The organism is Actinomadura sp. 1N219 (assembly GCF_044326405.1).
Classification (GTDB): Bacteria; Actinomycetota; Actinomycetes; order Streptosporangiales; family Streptosporangiaceae; genus Spirillospora.
Window position 1 is genome coordinate 123,778 of record NZ_JBIRAY010000002.1, and the last position, 18,322, is coordinate 142,099.

The following is an 18,322-nucleotide window of genomic DNA, read 5'->3' on the forward strand; positions in this document are numbered from 1 at the left end:
GGCGGTGCCGGGCCCCTTGCGGAGATCTCGGATCAGTGCTTGAGCTGCTCGGAGTCCGAGCCGCTCTCGATCGCCTCGTGCTCGCCGTGCCCGTGCCCGTGCCCGTGCTCCTCGACGGGGACGTCGTCGAACGTCCACGCGCGGTTCAGCCGCGAGCGCAGGTGCCCGATCGGGCCCTTGGCGCCGGGCGCGGGGATGCCCCTGGCGTCCCGCGCGGGCGCCTCCGGCCTGGCGTTCTCCTTGGACAGCAGGACGATCTTCTCCTCCTCGCGCGGCGCCTCGTGCCGCTCGGAGAACTTGCCGTCCGGCGACATCATGATGACGCCGCTCTCCACGCCGTGCCCGATGACGTCGGCGTCCTTGCGCTGCAGCCCCAGGCAGATCCGCTTGGTGACGATGAACGCCACGATCGGCCCGAGGATGACCGTCACGCGGAAGAACCAGGTCGTGGCGAACAGCGACACGTGGAACCGCTCGGCGAGGACGTCGTTCGCGCCGGCGAGCCACAGCAGCCCGTAGAACGTCACCGCCGCCATGCCGGTCGCGGTGCGGACCGGGGCGTTGCGCGGACGCGTGTTGACGTGGTGCTGGCGTTTGTCGCCCGTCACCCACGCCTCGATGAACGGCCACGCCATCGCGCCGCCGAAGATGATGCCGAGCGGCACCGCCGCCGGGATCAGCACGTTGAAGCTGACCGTGTGGCCCCAGGCGGAGATCTCCCAGTTCGGCATGATCCGCAGCGCCCCTTCGAGCGCCCCCATGTACCAGTCCGGCTGGGACCCGGACGAGATCGCGCCCGGATCGTAAGGGCCGAACAGCCAGATCGGGTTGATCTGCGCGAACGCCCCCAGCAGCGCCACGACGCCGAACACGAACAGGAAGTACGCGCCCGTCTTGGCCATGAACACCGGGTAGAAGGGGTAGCCGTACACCTTCTTCTCGGTCTGGTTCTTGACCGGCATCGCGGTGTGCTTCTGATGCCACATGATCATCATGTGCGCGGTGACCAGGCCGAGGATCAGGCCCGGTATCAGCAGGATGTGCAGCATGTAGAGCCGCGGGATGATGTCCTGCCCGGGGAACTCGCCGCCGAACAGGAACATGTAGCCGTAGGTGCCGACCAGCGGGATCGACTCCAGCACGCCCTGGGTGATGCGCAGGCCGGTGCCGGACAGCAGGTCGTCCGGCAGCGAGTAGCCGAACAGGCCCTCCAGCATGCCGAGCATGAACATGTTGATGCCGATGATCCAGTTCAGCTCGCGCGGCTTGCGGTACGCGCCGGTGAAGAACACGCGCAGCATGTGCGCCAGGATCGACGCCATGAACAGGATCGCGGCCCAGTGGTGGATCTGCCGCATCAGCAGGCCGCCGCGCACGTCGAAGCTGATCTTCAGCGTGGAGGCGTAGGCCTCCGACATCTTCACGCCCTGCAGCTTCGTGTACGAGCCCTCGTACACGACCTCCTTCATGCTCGGGTTGAACCAGAGCGTCAGGAACGTCCCGGTCAGCAGCAGGATGATGAAGGAGTACAGGGCGATCTCGCCCAGCATGAACGACCAGTGGTCCGGGAAGACCTTCTTGACGTTGCGCCGGAAGAAGCTCGTGGAGCCGAGGCGCTCGTCGATGAACCCGAGCGTGCCCTGGATCGCCTTCGGTGCGGTCGTGTCGCTCATCCGCGCTCCCAGAAGCTCGGTCCGACCGGCTCGTGATAGTCGCTGGTCGCGATGATGTAGCCGTCCTCGACGGACAGCGGCAGCTGCGGCAGCGCCCGCGCCGCCGGGCCGAAGATGACCTTCGCGGCGTCGGTGGCGTCGAACGTGGACTGGTGGCACGGGCACAGGATGTGGTGCGTCGTCTGCTCGTACAGCGCCGCCGGGCAGCCGACGTGCGTGCAGACCTTGGAGTACGCCACGATCCCGTTGATGTGCCAGTTCTCGCGTCCCTTGGCGGGCTTGAACTGGTCCTCGGGGACGTTGATGAGGATCGTGACGGCCTTGGCGTTCTGGGTGAGCACCTCGTCCTCGGGGACGTGCTCCTCGACCCCCTCCGGCAGGACGGTGATCATGCTGCCGGGGCTGGCGAAGTCGCTGACCCGCAGCGGGCGGTGGGTGCCGTCCACGACGAGCCGGACGCCCTTCTTGCCCTCGCTCTTCGCCCGCTTGACGGCCTCGCCCCAGTAGGTGTGGCGGAGCCGCTTCTCCGGCAGCGGGCCGAGGTCGCGCAGCAGCACCAGCGGCGCCAGGCCGAGCGGCGCGGCGGCCAGCAGCAGCGTGCGGCGCAGCAGCGGCCGCTTGGTGATGCCGCTGTCCTCGGCGCCCTCCATGAAGTCCCGCGCGAACGCGGCCTGCGACTCCTCGTCGGCGCCGAGCTCGTGCCGCTCCTGGACGATCGGCTTGCTGGTCATCAGCCGCCGCACCCAGATCGTCACGCCGGCGGCCATCGCGAGGAACGACAGCGCCATCGTCCCGCCGAGCCAGAAGTTGGACTCGCGGGCGCGCACCACGCCGTGCATGCCGCCGTCGCGGCCGCTCCAGCCGATGAAGTAGGCGATGAACGCCACGCTGGCCGCGAACGCGACCATGAAGAGCGTCGCGACGATCCGCTCGGCCCGCTTCATGGACGCCTCGTCGAGCTGCTCGCCCACGCCGGCGGGCGCCGAGATGTCGTCCTCGGCGAGCAGCGCCTTCTCCCTCGCCGGGGACGGCGTGCCGACGACGCGCTCGCGCCGCGGCGGGGCGCCCTCGCCCTCGCGTGGTTCGCCGCTCTCGCCCGAGCCCTCCGGGCCCGGGGTCTCCTTGTTGTCGTCGCTCATGACTTCTTCAGCTTCTTCGGCTTCTTCGCGGTGATCCACATGGCCGCCAGCACCAGCAGGCCGATGCCGATCAGCCAGCCTGCCAGGCCCTCGCTCACCGGGCCGATGCGGCCGAGGCCGTTGCCGCCCGGGTTCGGTTCCTCACGCGTCTGCACCAGGTAGGCGATGATCGCCTGCTTCTCCTTGGGCGTGAGCGTGGTGTCGTTGAACACCGGCATCGCCTGCGGGCCGGTCAGCATCGCCTCGTACATCTGGGTGGGCGTGACGTCGTCGCCCGACAGCGGCGGCGCGTACTTGCCGCCGGTCAGCGCGCCGCCCTGGCCGGTGAAGTTGTGGCACTGGGCGCAGTTGGTGCGGAACAGCTTGCCGCCGAGCGCGACGTCGCCGTCCTTCGGGTCGACGGCGGACGCGGGTGGGACCTCGGGGCCGCCGCCCAGCGACTGGACGTAGGCCCGCAGATCGCGCAGGTTCTTCTCGGCCTGCGCCTTCTGCTTCTCGGCGTGCTCGCGCTCCTTCGGGTCCTCGTAGTCGGTCTTGATCGAGGTGTCGAAGGCGGGGATCGGCCTCTTGCGCGGCACCTGGGCGCCGGGGTTCATCGCGGGCATGCGGCCCGTGCTGACCTGGAAGTCGACCGACGCGGCGCCCACGCCGATGAGGCTGGGGGCGAGCGGCTTGCCGTTGGCGTCCTTGGTGCCCTCGGCGTTCAGGCCGTGGCAGCTCGCGCAGTTCTTGTTGAACAGCTCCTGGCCGTTCTTGAGGTCCTGAGCGAGCTGGGCGCTGCTCTTCGCCTCGGCGCGCTCGGTCTGCGGCGAGAATCCGGCGTAGACGACGCCGATCGCCGCCAGGGCCGCCAGCACGACGGCGTAGCCCGCCCACGGGCGCCGTCGCCATGCGGTGATCCTTTTCACGGAAATCCCCGTTCGGGTCATGTCTTCTGGTGGGTCGGGTTCGTCTCGGCGGCGGTCACATGTCGAGCAGGTAGACGGCCGCGAACAGGCCGATCCACACCACGTCGACGAAGTGCCAGTAATAGGACACGACGATCGCGCTCGTCGCCTGCTCGTGCGTCCAGCGTTTCGCGGCGTAGGTGCGCCCGAGGATGAAGAGGAAGGCGATGAGGCCGCCGGTGACGTGCAGGCCGTGGAAGCCGGTCGCCAGGTAGAAGATCGAGCCGTAGGCCGAGGACGAGAAGGTCAGCCCGTCGTGGGTGACCAGGTTGTAGTACTCGTACCCCTGGCCCGCGATGAAGTAGGCGCCCATGAGGAACGACAGGACGTACCACTCGCGCAGGCCCCAGCTCCGGAAGTTCAGCAGGCTCCCGTCACGCCCGACCTTGCCCGCCTCGGCCTTGAACACGCCCATCTGGCAGGTCACGGATGACAGCACCAGGACGGTCGTGTTGACCGACGACAGCGGCAGGTCCAGCGGGGCGCCAGGCCACGCGTCTTCCCCGGACTGGCCGATCGTCACGGAGCGGATCGTGAAGAACATCGCGAACAGGGCCGCGAAGAACATCAGCTCGGACGACAGCCAGACGATCGTCCCCACGCTGACCAGATTGGGACGGTTCGCCCGTGCGTGAGGTGTTGTTTCAATCGCGGATGCTGTCACGGGCAGCATTATTGCGCCCCTGTCGCGTGGGTGACGCATGACCCCCCTTCTACGGTTCCCCGCGCGTGTCCCCGCCGGCCCGGACCGGGTACCCTTCACGTCCATGAGCACCGCCCCTGAGGGCCCGATGAAGGTCCTCGTCTACAGCGACGACGCGAACACCCGCGCGCAGATCCGGATGGCGATCGGGCGCCGCCCCGCCGCCGATCTCCCGAAGGTCGAGTTCGTCGAGATCGCCACCCAGCCCGCCGTGGTGGCGCGGCTCGACCAGGGCGACGTCGACGTCCTGGTGGTGGACGGCGAGGCGCAGCCCGCGGGCGGCCTCGGCGTGTGCCGGCAGGCCAAGGACGAGGTGTACGACTGCCCGCCCGTCCTCGCGATCATCGGCCGCCGCGACGACGGCTGGCTGGCGACCTGGTCCCGCGCCGACGCCGTGGTGAGCCTGCCGCTCGACCCGATGGCCGTCGCGAACGCGCTCGCCGGGCTGATGCGCAAGCGCCTCGGCGACCGCCTGCCCGCCCTGTAGACCGTCCCCCAAGGCCCTGTGAGACCTGAGACCCGGTAGGCGACATGGACGCGCGCACCACCTGGCCCGCACTGCTGAACGCCCTGCTCTCGGGCGACTCGCTGACCAGCGAGGAGACCGAGTGGGCCATGAACAGCATCATGGCGGGGGACGCCACCGACGTGCAGATCGCGGGCTTCGCGGTCGCGCTGCGCGCCAAGGGCGAGACGGTCGAGGAGGTCACCGGCCTCGCCGAGGGCATGATGGACAACGCCAGGCCCATCCACGTGCCCGGCCCCATCGCCGACCTCGTCGGGACGGGCGGCGACCGGGCCCACACCGTCAACGTGTCCACGATGGCCGCCGTGGTCGCGGCCGCGGCGGGCGTCCGGGTGGTCAAGCACGGCAACCGGGCCGCGTCGTCGTCCTGCGGCGCCGCCGACCTGCTGGAGCACCTCGGCGTCGCGATCGACCTGCCGCCCGAGGCCACCGCCCGGGTCGCCGAGGAGATCGGCATCACGTTCTGCTTCGCGCCGCTCTACCACCCGGCGCTGAAGCACGCGGCGCGGACGCGCAGCGAGCTCGGCACCCCGACGGTGTTCAACTTCCTCGGGCCGCTGACGAACCCGGCGCGTCCGGGCGCGCAGGCGGTCGGCGTGTTCCATCCGCGGATGGCGGGCGTCGTCGCGGGCGTGTTCGCCGCGCGCGGCTGCTCGTCGCTGGTGTTCCGCGGCGACGACGGCCTGGACGAGCTGACGACGACCGGCACCTCGACGGTGTGGGTCGTCCGCGACGGGGCGGCGACGGAGACCACGTTCGACCCGTCCGACCTGGGCATCCCGCCCGCCAAGCCGGAAGACCTGCGGGGCGCCGACGCCGCGTTCAACGGTCGGGTGGCGCGCGAGACGTTCGCCGGACGCCAGGGCCCGGTCCGTGACATGGTCCTGCTGAACGCCGCCGCGCTCATCACCGCCTACGACGGCACGCCCGCCCCCGCGGCCCTGACCGGGACGCTCCGCGGCGCCTACGAGCGCGCCGCGGCGGCCGTCGACTCCGGCGACGCGAACACGCTCCTCGACCGCTGGATCGAGACCTCAAGGGGCCTCCGCCAGTCGGTGGACTAGCCGGCCGCCGACCGCTGGACCCGGCCGCTGGACCAAGTCGGCGACTAGTCGGCGTCGGGGAGGCCGAGGGCGAAGGCCTGCTCCAGGTCGTGCTGGGAGTAGGTCCGGAACGCGATGTGCGTCTCGGTGCCGACGATGCCGGGGACCTTGTTGATGCGGCCCGGGATGACGTCGTTCAGCTCCTCGTGGCGGCGCACCCGGACCATCGCCATGAGGTCGTGGTCGCCGGTGATGGAGAAGACCTCGCTGACGCCGTCGAAGGCCGCGATCGTCTCGGCCACCTCGTGGATGCGCGCGACGTCGGCCTTGACGAACACGATCGCAGTGACCACTTCATCCTCCCCTGAGTCCGGACGGTCCGACCCTATCGGGACGGCTCCGGGCGCTCAGCCGCGGCTCAGGGCGGCGAGGCGGCGGGCCGGGCCCGCACGGCGCGCCAGGAGCGCGAACCCCACCCCGGCGACGAAGCCGTAGATGTGCGCGGCGTAGGCGACGTTGCTCTTGTCGTCGCCCAGCGACAGCCACTGCAGGACGAACCAGTACCCGAGCACCACCCACACCGGCAGCCGCATCACGATGACCGGCGGCACCCAGCTGACGACCCGGCCCCGCGGGTTGAGGATCACGTAGGCGCCCATCACGCCCGCGATGGCGCCGGAAGCCCCGACGAGCGGGACGGTGGAGTCGGGCGACGTCCACGCGTACCCGTAGACGGCCACGAGCCCGAAGAACAGGTAGCTGAGCAGGTAGCGCCATCGGCCGAGCCGGTCTTCGACGCCCATCCCGACGACGAACAGCGCGACCAGGTTGCTGAGCAGGTGCAGCGCGCCGGAGTGCAGGAACATCGAGGTGAACGCCGACGTCCAGGGGGCCTTGCCGAAGGTGGAGGGGCCGCATTCGTCGACGACGTCCGGCGGCAGCGGCTTCTGGTCGCCGGTGGTCAGCTCCTTGGGGACGGCGCCGTACTCGAAGGTGAAGTGCGCCGTCCTGCACTCGCGGACGTGGCCCTCGCCGTACCAGGTGGCGAAGTTCGACATCGGGGTGATCAGGAACACCACCACGTTGGCCGCGACGAGCAGGTACGTCACCCACGGGACGCGCCGCGCCGGCTGGCTGTCATAGAGGGGCAGGGCCACCCCGACACCTTAGTGGCGGCCGCGCCTGGGACGGGACGCCTCGGTCGCCCCCTCGTAGGACCTGTCGTAGGCGCGGTCGATCCACTCGCGCAGGCCCTCGGCGCCGTGCGCGGGGCACGTCCAGGCGCCGGCGACCTCGACGAGGCGGACGCCGGGCAGGTCGAGCCAGCGCAGGACGCACTCCATCTCCTCCGCCGTGGCGCCCGCGGACGGCGGCGCGCCGAGCGCGACTCCGCCGGGCGCCTCGCCGGAGGGCGGGAACACCGTCTCGGCGGTGGCGATGAGCGCGTCGACGTAGGGGCGCGGGGCGGCGCGCGGGGGAACGTTCCCTGCGGCGGCGAGCCGCCCGTAGCGGACCACCGACAGCTCCCAGCCGCCGTCGAACGCGGGACGGGCCGCGACCAGCTCGGGAAGGCGCGCGAACGCGGCGAGGCGCTGCCCGCGCGCGGCGGCGCGGACGAACGCGGCGATCCGGTCGCGCTGCGCGCCCGCCTCCTCGTAGCGCAGCTCGGACGCGAGCCGGTCGATGCGTACCTGCGCGGCGGCGACCACCGGACGCACGTCGCCCTCCATGACCGAGCGGGCCGTCCCGACGTGGACGGCGTAGGCGTCGGCGGACTCGCGGCCGTCGCAGGGCGCGCCGCAGCGTCCGATCTCGGCGAGCGCGCACGCGCGCGCCTTGCCGTGCTCGATGATCCGGAGCGTCAGCCGCTGGGTGCACTGGCGCAGCGGGACGGCCTCGTGCAGCGCCGCGCGTGCTTCTTCGGCCTGCCTGCGGGACGAGATCGGCCCGAGGTAGCGGGCCCCGTCGGCGCGGCACTCGCGGACGATCGACAGCCGCGGGAACGGCTCAACGGTCAGCTTCAGCCAGATCGCCCGCTCGGGGAACTTGGAGCGCCGGTTGTAGCGGGGCTTGTGCTCGGCGATCAGCCGCAGCTCGCGGACCTCGGCCTCCAGCCCGGTGGCGCACTCGATCGTCCGGACGCTCTCGGCGATGCCGACCATCTCCCGGACGCGCCACCGCGTCTCGGAGCCGGTGAAGTAGCTGCGCACGCGGGACCGCAGGTCGCCGCTCTTGCCGACGTACAGGACCTCGCCGGCGGCGTCCTCGAACAGGTAGACGCCGGGCGCGCTCGGGACGTCGTCGGCGAGGTGCCGCTTGCGGCGCTGCTCCGGCGTCGGCGCCTTGGCGAAGCTCCGCATCTCCTCCAGCGAGGTGACGTTGAACGACCCGAGCCGCTCGATCAGGCCGTGCAGGACCTCGACGGTGGCGCGGGCGTCGGCGAGGGCGCGGTGCGTCGGCTCGTTCGCCGTGCGGAAGAAGCGGGACAGGGTGCTGAGCTTGCAGTTGGGCACCTCGTCCTTCGACAGGACGCGGCGCGCGAGGTCGACGGTGTCGACGACGGGGAACGCGGGCCAGGCGTAGCCGTTCTCGGCGCACGCGGCCTTGAGGAAGCCGATGTCGAACCCGGCGTTGTGCGCGACGAGGACGCAGCCGCGTGCGAACTCCAGGAACGCGGGCAGCACCGACTCGATCTTCGGCGCGGCCGTCACCATCGCGGTGGTGATCCCGGTCAGGGCGGTGATGAACGGCGGGACGGGCCCGCCGGGGTCGACGAGCGTGCCGAGCTCGCCGAGCTCCTCTCCCCCGCGCACCTTCACCGCGCCGATCTCGGTGATGGCCGAGTCGGCGGCCGAGCCGCCCGTCGTCTCCAGGTCGACCACCACGAAGGTCACCCCGGACAGCGGTGTGCCGAGGTCGTCCAGGGTTCCCTGGACGCCGGCCGTCTGGACACTGCCCGTCTGAACACCGTGCGCAGCCGTCATGTGCGCGACCGTAGAGGACCCCACCGACAGAAGCCGGGCCCGCTAGGGTTGAGGGGCGCCGGCACGTCCCGCCGGTCGGGGACGGCGGGGACGGTTCGGGGAGCCGGGCGCGATCCGTCCGAGCCTGCGTTCGCCCTGGTTAAGGCGTGGACTGCTCGGGAAGACACAGCCCACCGGCGGCGCAGCCCGGAAGGAGCGGGATCATCGACAGCGGCCCCGAAGCGACCCCCGGCGGCGAGCAGTCCGCGGCGAAGGCGCGCCCCGCCGAGGCCGGCTGCGCCGGCGCCCGCACCGGGCCGCACCGGGAGGGCGAGGCGCACGGGGAGAAGCTGGGCAGGCCGCTGCCGGAGGCCGTGCGGCAGGCGGTCGTGGAGGCCGCCGCCGAGGTGATCGGGGGCCTGCCGCTGGACGACGTCCCACCGCCGCTGCGCCGGTTCGCGCGGTTCGAGCGCCGCAAGCGCGCCAAGCTCGCCGGGCAGCACATCGCCGCGGCCCTGGAGAAGGACGACGCCTTCCGGCGGCGCGTCGCCGAGCCGCTGCGGGACGGGCAGGCCGACCTCGTCGAGGCGGTCGAGGGCCGGGACGTCCCGCCCGCCGCCGACCCGGTCCGCGTCGCAGTGCTGGCCTACCTGCTGCGCCCCGAGGGCTGGACGGAGCTGGTCGAATCCGCCCGCGCGGAGCTGGAACGCTCCGCCACCGCCTCGGAGGAGGAGGCGGCCGAGCGGCGCGTCGCGGCGCTGAAGGCGGAGCTGGCCGCCGCCCGCACCGCCCGCGCCGCGGAGGTGGACCGGCTGCGCGCCGAGCTGCGCGACAGCAAGGCCGAGGTCGCGGATCTGCGCCGCAAGCTGCACGAGGCGCGCACCCGGTTCCGGGCGGCGGAGGAACGCGCGGGCGCGGCCGCGCGCGAGGCGGAGCGGGCGCTCGCCGAGGCGCGGGAGTCGACCGCCGCGTCCGAGAAGGAGCTGCGCAAGCTGCGCGCCCGCGCCGCCCAGGCCGAGGCCGCCGCGGAGGCCGCCAAGCGGGCCGCGCGCGAGGGCCGCAACGTCGAGGACGTCCGGCTGCGGATGCTGCTCGACACGCTCGTGGACGCGGCGCAGGGCGTCCGGCGGGAGCTGGCGCTGCCGTCCACGATCGAGCGTCCCGCGGACGCGGTCGGCGGGCTGGAGCCCGACCGGCAGGCGCACCGCGCGCTCCCGGGACGGGCGCTGTCCGACAGCGACCCGCAGCTGCTCGACAGGCTGCTGACGCTGCCGCGCGTGCACCTCGTCGTGGACGGCTACAACGTGACCAAGACCGGGTACGGGGAGCTGCCGCTGTCGGACCAGCGCACCCGGCTGCTGTCGGGGCTCGGCGGGCTCGCCGCGCAGACCCGCGCCGAGGTGACGTGCGTGTTCGACGGCGCGGAGCTGGACGCGCCGGTCGCCATCGCGGCGCCGCGCGGCGTCCGGGTGCTGTTCAGCCGCCCGGGGCAGACCGCGGACGAGCTGATCGGCGAGCTGGTGCGGGCGGAGCCGCAGGGCCGCGCGGTCGTGGTGGTGTCGTCGGACCGCGAGGTGGCCGACGCGGCGCGGCGCGCGAACGCCCGGCCGTGCCCGTCGACGCTCCTGCTCCGGCGACTCGGCAGGTCATGAGGCGGCCAGGCCATAAGGCGGCCATAAGGTCCCGATAAGGGAAGTTTCGCACTCAGTGAGGTCGAAGTAACAGAAGGTGGACAATGTCCAACGATGTCGATCAAAGAGTGACGTATCGGTTGTGACGGTTGTTGACCCTCGCTAATGTCGTCCGCTGACGTCGTGGACGAGAGGGGCGAAACCGACCGTGGCCAAAGAACTCATCGGGGCACCGGAGCAGCGGCGTGACCGTAGAGGCGGCTCGGCGAACAGCGGCATCTCCCGTCGCCTGGCGGCTTTGACCTGCCTGACCGTGACCGCCTCCCTCGCGTCTCCCCTGGTGGCGCCCGCAAGCGCCGATCCCAGACCGACCAGGGCGCAGGCGCAGAAGAAGCTGACCCAGCTCAACGAGGAGATGGACAAGAAGGTCGAGCAGTACAACCAGCTCAACGAGAAGCTCAAGATCGCCAAGAAGAAGCTCGACGCCGCGTCGAAGGCGAGCAAGCAGGAGGAGGCGACCTTCGAGCAGCAGCGCTCCAAGATCGCCCAGATGGCCGCGGACGCGTACAAGAACGGCGAGTCGACCGACGTCACCGGCTTCGTCGGCAGCGGCGACCCGCAGGCCGTCCTCGACCAGGCGGCGGTCTTCTCGCACCTGTCGCAGGAGCGCAGCTCCCAGCTCACCCAGTTCCTGGCCACCGCGCAGCGGCTGCGCCGCGAGCAGGCCGTGTCCAAGGCCGCCTACGACGAGGTGAAGGCCAAGACCGACGAGCTGAAGAAGCAGAAGAAGGAGCTGGACGCGAAGGTCGGGAAGCAGGAGGCGCTGGTCCGGCGGCTCGGCGGCGGCACGTCGTCCGGCGGGGGTGTCGGCGGCACCTACAACGGCCCCGCCAGCGGCCCGGCCCGCGAGGCGCTCAACTTCGCCTACGCGCAGAAGGGCAAGCCGTACTCGTACGGCGCCGAGGGCCCCGGCTCCTACGACTGCTCGGGCCTGACCATGAAGGCGTGGGCGGCGGCGGGCGTCAACATCACCCGCACCACCAACTCCCAGTACGCCGCCACGAAGCGGGTGGCCAAGAGCAACCTGCAGCCCGGCGACCTGGTGTTCTTCAGCGGGCTCGGCCACGTCGGCCTGTACGTGGGCGGCGGCCAGATGATCCACGCCCCCAGCACGGGCAAGACCGTCCAGGTCGTGAACATCACCTCGGGCTACTACCTGAGCAACTACTACGGCGCCGGGCGTCCCTGACGCCCCGCCCGTCCGGCGCCCGCACGCGGCCGGACGGACCGCCTTCGGCAACGGACCAGGCTTTGACCTGGTCCGTTGTTGATTTTGTGGGGGTTTGCCTTCTGTTGGGGCTTTGGTACCTTGTACCACTCACGGCGCCGTCCAGACGCCGTGTCCCCGCGGCGCTCACCAAGCGCCACGGCCCACGCGGCACGTTCATCGGCCGCGTGCCGGCGGCGCGAGCCACGCGCCGTCTCCCCCCGGCGGCGCGCTCCACGCGTCGTCCCGCGGTGCCGCGACGGCGCCGCGACGGTCTCACGCAGACCTCGCCCGACCCCGCCCACCGTGCGCACGCCCGCAGCGTGCATGGCGCTGAGAGCGCTGCCACGGCGATCCCGGAGGTCAGGCCGCCGGACGGTCCCCGGTGACGGGCCGCCGTCCGCACACAACATCACGCGCCGCTCTTTCGCACGCGGGAGACAGGTCCCGCGCACGGGCCCCATATCGCCCCCAGGATCGCAGCGGCAGCGCCGAATCCGCCGACGCGCGGAACCGGGGACCCATAACGCCGGAGTCCAGGGACCGTCCCTGGACGGGCAATGTCCGGCGCCCGGGGTGAATCGGCGCGCCTCTCCCGGACGACCCGGTGAGAGTCCGCCGTAGGGCCACTTCCTCGCCCGAACCCGTCAGCTAACCCGGTAGGCGTCTGGAAGAACGAAGGAGTGAAACCGCAGCGTTACCTGGGCGTGGTCGCCCCAGTGCGGCCACGCCCGCATAACCTCTGCGCTCCGCGCCGGCGTTTCCGCTCGCCGGAGTATCCCCCCAACCGACCGGCGCGCCCGCCCCCGGGCCGCCACCGCCGAGTCCGCGGACCGCCCTGCAAAGCGCGGCGGGACGCGAAGCCGGGGACCCACCTGTCCTCTCGGGGTGAATCGGCCTGCCCGCGTGCGGGCCGTAGGGCGGCTTCCACGCCCGAACCCGTCAGCTAACCCGGTAGGCGGCATGGAAGTCGAGGAGATCCCCCCGTGCCAGGCATCCACCGCAAGAAGACCCCGGGCAGGCACCGCAAGCCGAGCGCCCGGACCATCACATGGCGGACGACCGGCGGCGTCGTCGTCGGCGCCGCCGTCCTCGGCACCGCCGCGGCCACCGCGCAGGCGTCGGTCCTGCCGTTCGGCTCGCCGCCCGCCACGAACGCGTCCTCCGAGCTGGCGACCGCCGGGAAGGACGCGCGCGGAACCGCGTCCAAGGACCGCAAGAAGGACGAGCTCAAACGCAAGAGCCCCAACGCCGCCAAGGGCAAGGGCGACGCCGTGAAGCGCGGCGGCGCGCCCGCGAAACCGTCCGGTGCGCCATCCGAGGAGTCGCGGCCCACCGCCGCTGAGGCCATCAAGCTCGCCAGGTCGCAGGTGGGGATCGAGGAGGACGGCGGCGGCGAGACCAAGTTCCAGAAGTGGTACATGGGCACGTCCCGCGCCCAGGAGACGCTCGCCCGCGACGGCGGCTCCCTCGGCGGCTACAGCGACGCGAACTGGTGCGACATGTTCATCTCCTGGATCGGCGAGCAGATCGGCTTCACCGACCAGATCGGCAGCGACGCCTGGACCGTCGCCCACGCCCGCTGGTTCCAGGCCAACGGCCGCTGGGGCACCGAGCCGAGGCCGGGCGCGATCGTCTTCTACGCGTGGGACGGCGGCAAGTCCAGCGGCGACATCCGGCACGTCGGCATGGTGATCAAGAAGGTGGACGACGGCACGATCGAGGCCGTCGAGGGCAACACCGGCAACGCCGTCCAGGTCAAGGAGCGCTCGACCAGCGACATCGTCGGCTACGGATACCCCGACTACAAGTCGTGACGTCCGTCTCCCCACTCCTGTGGGCTGCATAGGATCGCGCGCATGAAAGACGGCTCCGGCGAAGGCGACGCGCACGGACGCGCCCTCACGCGGCGCGGGGCGCTCGCTCTCGGCGCGGGCGGGGCCGGGGCGCTGCTCGCCGGAGTCACGGGGCTGCTCGCCGCGCGTTCCGGCGACGACGCGGCGCCGCGCCCCCGCGAGACCAGGGCGGCTGGCCGGTTCGACGCCGGCGACGCAGAGACCGTCCTCGGCAACCGCGCGCGGGCCGTCCGGTCCGGCGACCGGACGGCCTTCCTCGCGACGGTCGGCTCCGCGCCCGCCGCGTTCCAGGACGCCCAGTCCCGCCTCTACGCCAACCTCCGCAGGCTCCCGCTGGCCGGATGGCGCGAACAGGTCGTCACCACCCAGGCCGTGGACGGCGAGGACGGCGTCACCGTCGTCCGCGTCAAAGTGCGCTACAAGCTGCGCGGTTTCGACCGCGGCGACGTGGTCCGCACCCAGTACCTGGCCCTGGCGCAGCGCTCCGGCGCCTGGACGATCGTCGGCGACGGCTCGTCCCACGGCTTCCATGACGACGCCGAGATCTGGGACGGTGGCCCCCTGTCGGTGGTGAAGGGCCACGCGAGCCTGGTCATCGGGGACGCCCCCGGCCTCGGCGAGATCGCGCGACGCCTGGACGAAGCCGTGCCGGTCGTCAGCGACGTCGTCGGCGCGGGATGGGCGCGGCGGGCCGTCGCGCTGGTGCCCGCCGACGCGGGCCTGGCGTCCACGCTCGCCGGCTCGGGCACGGGGCCGGGCCTCGGTGAGATCGCCGCGGTCGCGACCGCCGTCCCGTCCGCGGGCCCGGCCCGGGGCGCCGACCGCGTCGTCATCTCCCCCGGCACCTTCGGCCGCCTCAACGAGATCGGGCGCGACGTCGTCCTCGCCCACGAGCTGACGCACGTCGCCACCGGCGCCGCCCACGACCGCACCACGCCGGAGTGGCTCATCGAGGGCTTCGCCGACTACGTCGGCTACCGCGGGTCGGCGATCGGCGTCCGGGCGGCGGCGGGCGAGCTGCGCCGGGAGGTCGCGGCGGGACGGGTCCCGTCCGCGCTGCCCGCCGCCTCCGCGTTCGCCGGCGGCTCGCCGCGCCTCTCGCAGTCCTACCAGGAGGCCTGGCTGGCCTGCCGGATGATCGCCGACCGGTACGGTGAGGCGACGCTCGTGCGGCTCTACCGGACCGCCGGGCGCGTCCCTGAGGCGGCCGCGCTGCGCGACGTGCTGCGCCTCACCCGGGACGGCTTCACCGCCCAATGGCGCGACTACGTGAAGAGGGAGCTGAGATGAGCGCGGAGGCGGACGAGGGACGGGCCGAGCCCGCGACCGCCCGGATCGAGGAGGCCGGCGGCATGCGGACGCCGCGGATCGCCGCCGCCGTGGCCGCCGCGGTTCTCTTCGCCGCCGTCGCGGTCGTCCTCGCCCTGACGACGCCCTGGAACCCGCTGCCCGGCGCCGTCCCCGGCGGACGCGTGGAGCCCGATCCGGCGCTCGACTACTCCCCGTCCGAGATCGCCCGGTCCAAGGCGTTCGACTCGGCCCTCAACCCGCCCGCCTACGCGGGCCTCGTCGTCGGACTCGTCCTGGTCTTCGCGCTGGGCTTCACGCCGCTCGGCGCGCGGTTCATCGGCTGGGTCACCGCCCGCGCCCGCCGCCGTTTCCTCCGGATCATCGTCGCGATCGTCGCGCTGACGACGCTGCTGCGCGTCGCCGGGCTCCCGTTCGACATCTGGAGCGAGTCGGTGCTCCGCCGGTACGGTCTGTCGACGCAGACCTGGCCGGCGTGGCTCGTGGACCAGCTCAAGTCCCTCGCCGTCACCTGGGTCATCTACACGATCGCCCTGCTGCTCCTCTATGCGGTCGTGCGCCGCTTCCCGCGCTACTGGTGGACGGGCGCCGCCGCCGGAGGCTTCCTGCTCGTCGTGCTGGTGTCGTTCATCTACCCGATCGCCGTCGAGCCGGTGTTCAACAAGTTCCATTCGCTTCAGCAGGGGCCGCTGCGCACCGACCTGCTCGCGATGGCCGAGCGGGACGGCGTGCCCGTCGAGGACGTGCTCGTCGCGGACGCGTCCCGCCGGACGACGTCGCTGAACGCCTACGTGTCCGGGTTCGGGTCCACGCGCCGCATCGTCCTTTACGACACGCTGCTGAAGTCGCCGCCCGCCCGGGTGAAGTCGATCGTCGCGCACGAGCTGGGCCACGCCAAGCGCGACGACGTCCTGTACGGGACGCTCGTGGGCGCGCTCGGCATCGCCGGGGCCATGTGCCTGCTGTACCTCCTGACGACCTCCCCGCGCCTCCTGCGCCGCGCGGGAGTCGCCTCCACCGGCCCCCCACGGCGGGAGACCGGGGCGGCGGACCCGCGGTCCGTCGCGCTCGTCCTCGCGCTGGTGGCGGCCGGGACGCAGCTCGGCGCCCCGGTCCAGAACCTCGTCAGCCGCCGCATCGAGGCCCGCGCGGACGCGCACGCGCTGAACCTCACCCGCGACCCGTCGACGTTCGTGTCGATGCAGCACGAGCTGTCGGTGCGCAACATCTCCGACCTGGACCCCGACGGCATGGAGTACCTGCTCTGGCTGACGCACCCGTCAGGCCCCGACCGGATCGCCATGGCGCGCACCTGGGCGCGCATGCACCACGTCCCAGAGCCGCCGCCGCTGCGCTAGCCCCCCAGCGAGGGTCAGTCCCCGCCGGCGCGCGGCTTTTCGGGCGGCTGCGCGCCCTGCTGCTGCGCGGAGAGCGTCGCGGCGTCCGCGCGCGGCGCCGTCGTCACCGACCTTTGCAGCGCGCTGCCCTTCACCCAGTCGTTCCAGTTCATCTGCCAGTAGCCCCAGCCGTTGTCCGGTTCGAGTTCCCGGTCCGACCCGGTCACCGTCACGACGTCGCCGCGCTGCGCCAGTCCGTAGAACCACTTCGCGTTGGACGGGCTGATGTTGATGCAGCCGTGGCTGACGTTCGCGCTGCCCTGGCTGCCCACCGACCACGGCGCGCTGTGGACGTACTCGCCGCTCTCGGAGATGCGCACGGACTTGTAGACGGTGAGGCTGTAGCCGCCGGGGCTTCCGGGGCTGACCCCCATCCAGTCGGACGTCATGACGGTGGGGTCTTCCTTGGCCATCGTCAGGTGGACGCCGTTGGTGGTGGTGTACTTCTCCGACCCGCCCTTGCCCATGCTGGTCGGAATGGTGCGGGCCTTCTTCCCGTTGACCTTCACCACCATCTTGTGGCTGTCCTCGCCGGCCGTGGAGATGTGCGAGTCGCCCACCTTGAAGTCGACGGCGTAGTTCTTGCCGCCGTACACGTCCCCGCCGGTGCGCACACCGCTGAGGTGGGCCTGGAACGTCACCTTGGTCTGGGCGGGCCAGTACTGCTTCGTCCGGAAGACGACCTCCTTGTCACTGAACCAGTGCCAGGCGCCTTCCACGGTCTTGTCGGCCCGCACCTCCAGCGCCTGCTCGACCGCCTTCCTGTCCTGCACCGCGCGGTCGAACTGCATGATGATGGGGATGCCGACGCCGACGGTCTCCTTGTCGTACGGCGCCTCGATCGTCATCTTGTTCGTCTTCGTGACCTTGGCGGTGGTGAAGCGGCTGCCGACCGTCTCGGTCCTGCCGTCCTCGCCGACCGCCGTCGCGCCGACCGTGTACGTCGCGCCCGGCTCGAGCGTCCAGCGCGACCTCCACCGCGTCCGGTCGGCGTTCAGGTCGCCCTCGACCCGGCCGCCGCCCGACGACACGGTCACGTTCGCCACGGTGCCCCTGTACGCCTGGACGGTGATGGGGCTGTCCGGCCTGAGCTGCCCCCCGCCGCCCGCCGGCGACACCGTGAGCTCCACCGCGTCCTTGCCGTCCGCCTCGCCGCCGCCCGTGCACGCCGCGGCGCCCGCGACCATGCCGGCGCCGATGAGCACGGCCGCCGTCCGCCGTCCCCGGTCTCCCGGTCCTGAGCCACCCACCCGCATGTGGTCCCCCCGGTCGTCCTACTGGGCGATCGGTCCGCCTCCCCAGCCACGTCGCTGGAACGGCGCCCAGTATGTGAAAGGGCCGGTACCCGAAAAAATCGGACACCGGCCCCACATGGGGTTCTTTTACTGATCAGTGAATATCTTTCATCCGGCCCCTCACGAAACCGGACACACGCGGGCCAACCGCAGATGAAAGTGATCAGTGGGCGAAATGGCCCCGGTAGTACTCGAAGACCAGGCCGATCGTGGAGAGCAGCGTGGCGGCGGCGCCGAGGATGACCAGCCACCAGCCGAACACGACGCCGAGCGCGACGGCCGCGGCCGACAGCCCGAGGAACAGCGGCCACCAGCTGTGCGGGCTGAAGAAGCCCAGCTCGCCGGCCGCGTCCGCGATGTCGCCCTCGGGGTCGTCCTCGTACAGCGGGCCGCCGTTGGCGGCCTCAAGCCGCCGGACGGTGAAGTGGATGTAGAACCCGATGAGCCCGGCGAGCCCGACCGAGATCCCCAGCGCCGTCGTGCCCGTCCAGTCACCGGACCAGAGCCAGTACACGATGTCCGTCGCCAGGAAGAACAGCGCGGAGCCGTAGAACATGAACGCCTGGACGCGCAT

The 18,322-nt window shown here is 71.9% G+C and carries 16 protein-coding genes and 2 riboswitches; of the genes, 7 read left to right on the plus strand and 9 right to left on the minus strand.

The window, feature by feature from the left end:
* Nucleotides 1–32: 32 nt before the first annotated feature.
* The 4 genes from ACH35V_RS09340 to ACH35V_RS09355 are packed head-to-tail and all read right to left on the minus strand — an operon-like array spanning nt 33 to nt 4,432.
* A complete protein-coding gene (locus ACH35V_RS09340) occupies nt 33–1,673 on the minus strand; it encodes a cytochrome bc complex cytochrome b subunit (protein ID WP_395971282.1) in 1,641 nt (546 codons plus the stop codon).
* Nucleotides 1,670–2,812 carry a Rieske 2Fe-2S domain-containing protein gene (locus tag ACH35V_RS09345; RefSeq protein ID WP_395971283.1) on the minus strand — a complete coding sequence of 381 codons (1,143 nt, stop codon included), beginning with the start codon at nt 2,810–2,812 and terminating at the stop codon, nt 1,670–1,672. The genes ACH35V_RS09340 and ACH35V_RS09345 overlap by 4 nt, the downstream gene beginning before the upstream one ends.
* Nucleotides 2,809–3,720, minus strand: coding sequence for a c-type cytochrome (locus tag ACH35V_RS09350; RefSeq protein ID WP_395971285.1), 912 nt, complete (start codon nt 3,718–3,720; stop codon nt 2,809–2,811). The genes ACH35V_RS09345 and ACH35V_RS09350 overlap by 4 nt, the downstream gene beginning before the upstream one ends.
* A gap of 55 nt (nt 3,721–3,775) precedes the next feature.
* Nucleotides 3,776–4,432, minus strand: a complete 657-nt coding sequence (locus ACH35V_RS09355) for a heme-copper oxidase subunit III (RefSeq protein ID WP_205717891.1) — start codon at nt 4,430–4,432, stop codon at nt 3,776–3,778.
* Nucleotides 4,433–4,526: 94 nt separating this feature from the next.
* On the opposite strand from ACH35V_RS09355, the gene ACH35V_RS09360 reads away from it, so the two are divergent.
* Nucleotides 4,527–4,949, plus strand: a complete 423-nt coding sequence (locus ACH35V_RS09360; RefSeq protein ID WP_131967967.1) for a hypothetical protein — start codon at nt 4,527–4,529, stop codon at nt 4,947–4,949.
* A gap of 44 nt (nt 4,950–4,993) precedes the next feature.
* The gene (trpD, locus tag ACH35V_RS09365) at nt 4,994–6,052 is read left to right on the plus strand and encodes an anthranilate phosphoribosyltransferase (protein WP_395971287.1); all 1,059 of its coding nucleotides are present in this window, start codon (nt 4,994–4,996) and stop codon (nt 6,050–6,052) included.
* Between the two features lie 44 nt (nt 6,053–6,096).
* On the opposite strand, the gene ACH35V_RS09370 is transcribed toward trpD, so the two are convergent.
* The 3 genes from ACH35V_RS09370 to ACH35V_RS09380 are packed head-to-tail and all read right to left on the minus strand — an operon-like array spanning nt 6,097 to nt 9,015.
* Nucleotides 6,097–6,384 carry an Lrp/AsnC family transcriptional regulator gene (locus tag ACH35V_RS09370; RefSeq protein ID WP_131967969.1) on the minus strand — a complete coding sequence of 96 codons (288 nt, stop codon included), beginning with the start codon at nt 6,382–6,384 and terminating at the stop codon, nt 6,097–6,099.
* Nucleotides 6,385–6,438: 54 nt separating this feature from the next.
* The gene (locus ACH35V_RS09375; protein ID WP_395971290.1) at nt 6,439–7,188 is read right to left on the minus strand and encodes a rhomboid family intramembrane serine protease; all 750 of its coding nucleotides are present in this window, start codon (nt 7,186–7,188) and stop codon (nt 6,439–6,441) included.
* A gap of 9 nt (nt 7,189–7,197) precedes the next feature.
* A complete protein-coding gene (locus ACH35V_RS09380) occupies nt 7,198–9,015 on the minus strand; it encodes a DEDD exonuclease domain-containing protein (protein WP_395971291.1) in 1,818 nt (605 codons plus the stop codon).
* 146 nt (nt 9,016–9,161) lie between these two features.
* Here ACH35V_RS09380 and ACH35V_RS09385 point away from each other — a divergent pair, with 146 nt between their 5' ends.
* The 5 genes from ACH35V_RS09385 (at nt 9,162) to ACH35V_RS09405 (ending at nt 16,414) form a co-directional block, all read left to right on the plus strand.
* Nucleotides 9,162–10,646: an NYN domain-containing protein gene (locus ACH35V_RS09385; RefSeq protein ID WP_395971293.1), complete on the plus strand. Its 1,485-nt coding sequence runs from the start codon at nt 9,162–9,164 to the stop codon at nt 10,644–10,646.
* A 319-nt stretch (nt 10,647–10,965) separates the two neighbouring features.
* A complete protein-coding gene (locus tag ACH35V_RS09390) occupies nt 10,966–11,874 on the plus strand; it encodes an NlpC/P60 family protein (protein ID WP_395971294.1) in 909 nt (302 codons plus the stop codon).
* A gap of 497 nt (nt 11,875–12,371) precedes the next feature.
* Nucleotides 12,372–12,573: riboswitch (cyclic di-AMP (ydaO/yuaA leader) on the plus strand.
* A 157-nt stretch (nt 12,574–12,730) separates the two neighbouring features.
* Nucleotides 12,731–12,869, plus strand: a riboswitch (cyclic di-AMP (ydaO/yuaA leader).
* 9 nt (nt 12,870–12,878) lie between these two features.
* Complete coding sequence (locus ACH35V_RS09395) at nt 12,879–13,709, plus strand: CHAP domain-containing protein (RefSeq protein WP_395971296.1); 831 nt, start codon at nt 12,879–12,881, stop codon at nt 13,707–13,709.
* Nucleotides 13,710–13,751: 42 nt separating this feature from the next.
* The gene (locus ACH35V_RS09400; RefSeq protein ID WP_395971298.1) at nt 13,752–15,038 is read left to right on the plus strand and encodes a hypothetical protein; all 1,287 of its coding nucleotides are present in this window, start codon (nt 13,752–13,754) and stop codon (nt 15,036–15,038) included.
* Nucleotides 15,035–16,414: a M48 family metallopeptidase gene (locus tag ACH35V_RS09405; RefSeq protein ID WP_395971299.1), complete on the plus strand. Its 1,380-nt coding sequence runs from the start codon at nt 15,035–15,037 to the stop codon at nt 16,412–16,414. The genes ACH35V_RS09400 and ACH35V_RS09405 overlap by 4 nt, the downstream gene beginning before the upstream one ends.
* A gap of 14 nt (nt 16,415–16,428) precedes the next feature.
* Here the strand turns inward: ACH35V_RS09405 and ACH35V_RS09410 are convergent, their stop codons facing one another.
* Together ACH35V_RS09410 and ACH35V_RS09415 are read right to left on the minus strand one after the other, a co-directional pair.
* Nucleotides 16,429–17,658, minus strand: a complete 1,230-nt coding sequence (locus ACH35V_RS09410) for an Ig-like domain-containing protein (RefSeq protein ID WP_395971301.1) — start codon at nt 17,656–17,658, stop codon at nt 16,429–16,431.
* A gap of 253 nt (nt 17,659–17,911) precedes the next feature.
* A complete protein-coding gene (locus ACH35V_RS09415) occupies nt 17,912–18,322 on the minus strand; it encodes a cytochrome c oxidase subunit 4 (protein ID WP_395971302.1) in 411 nt (136 codons plus the stop codon).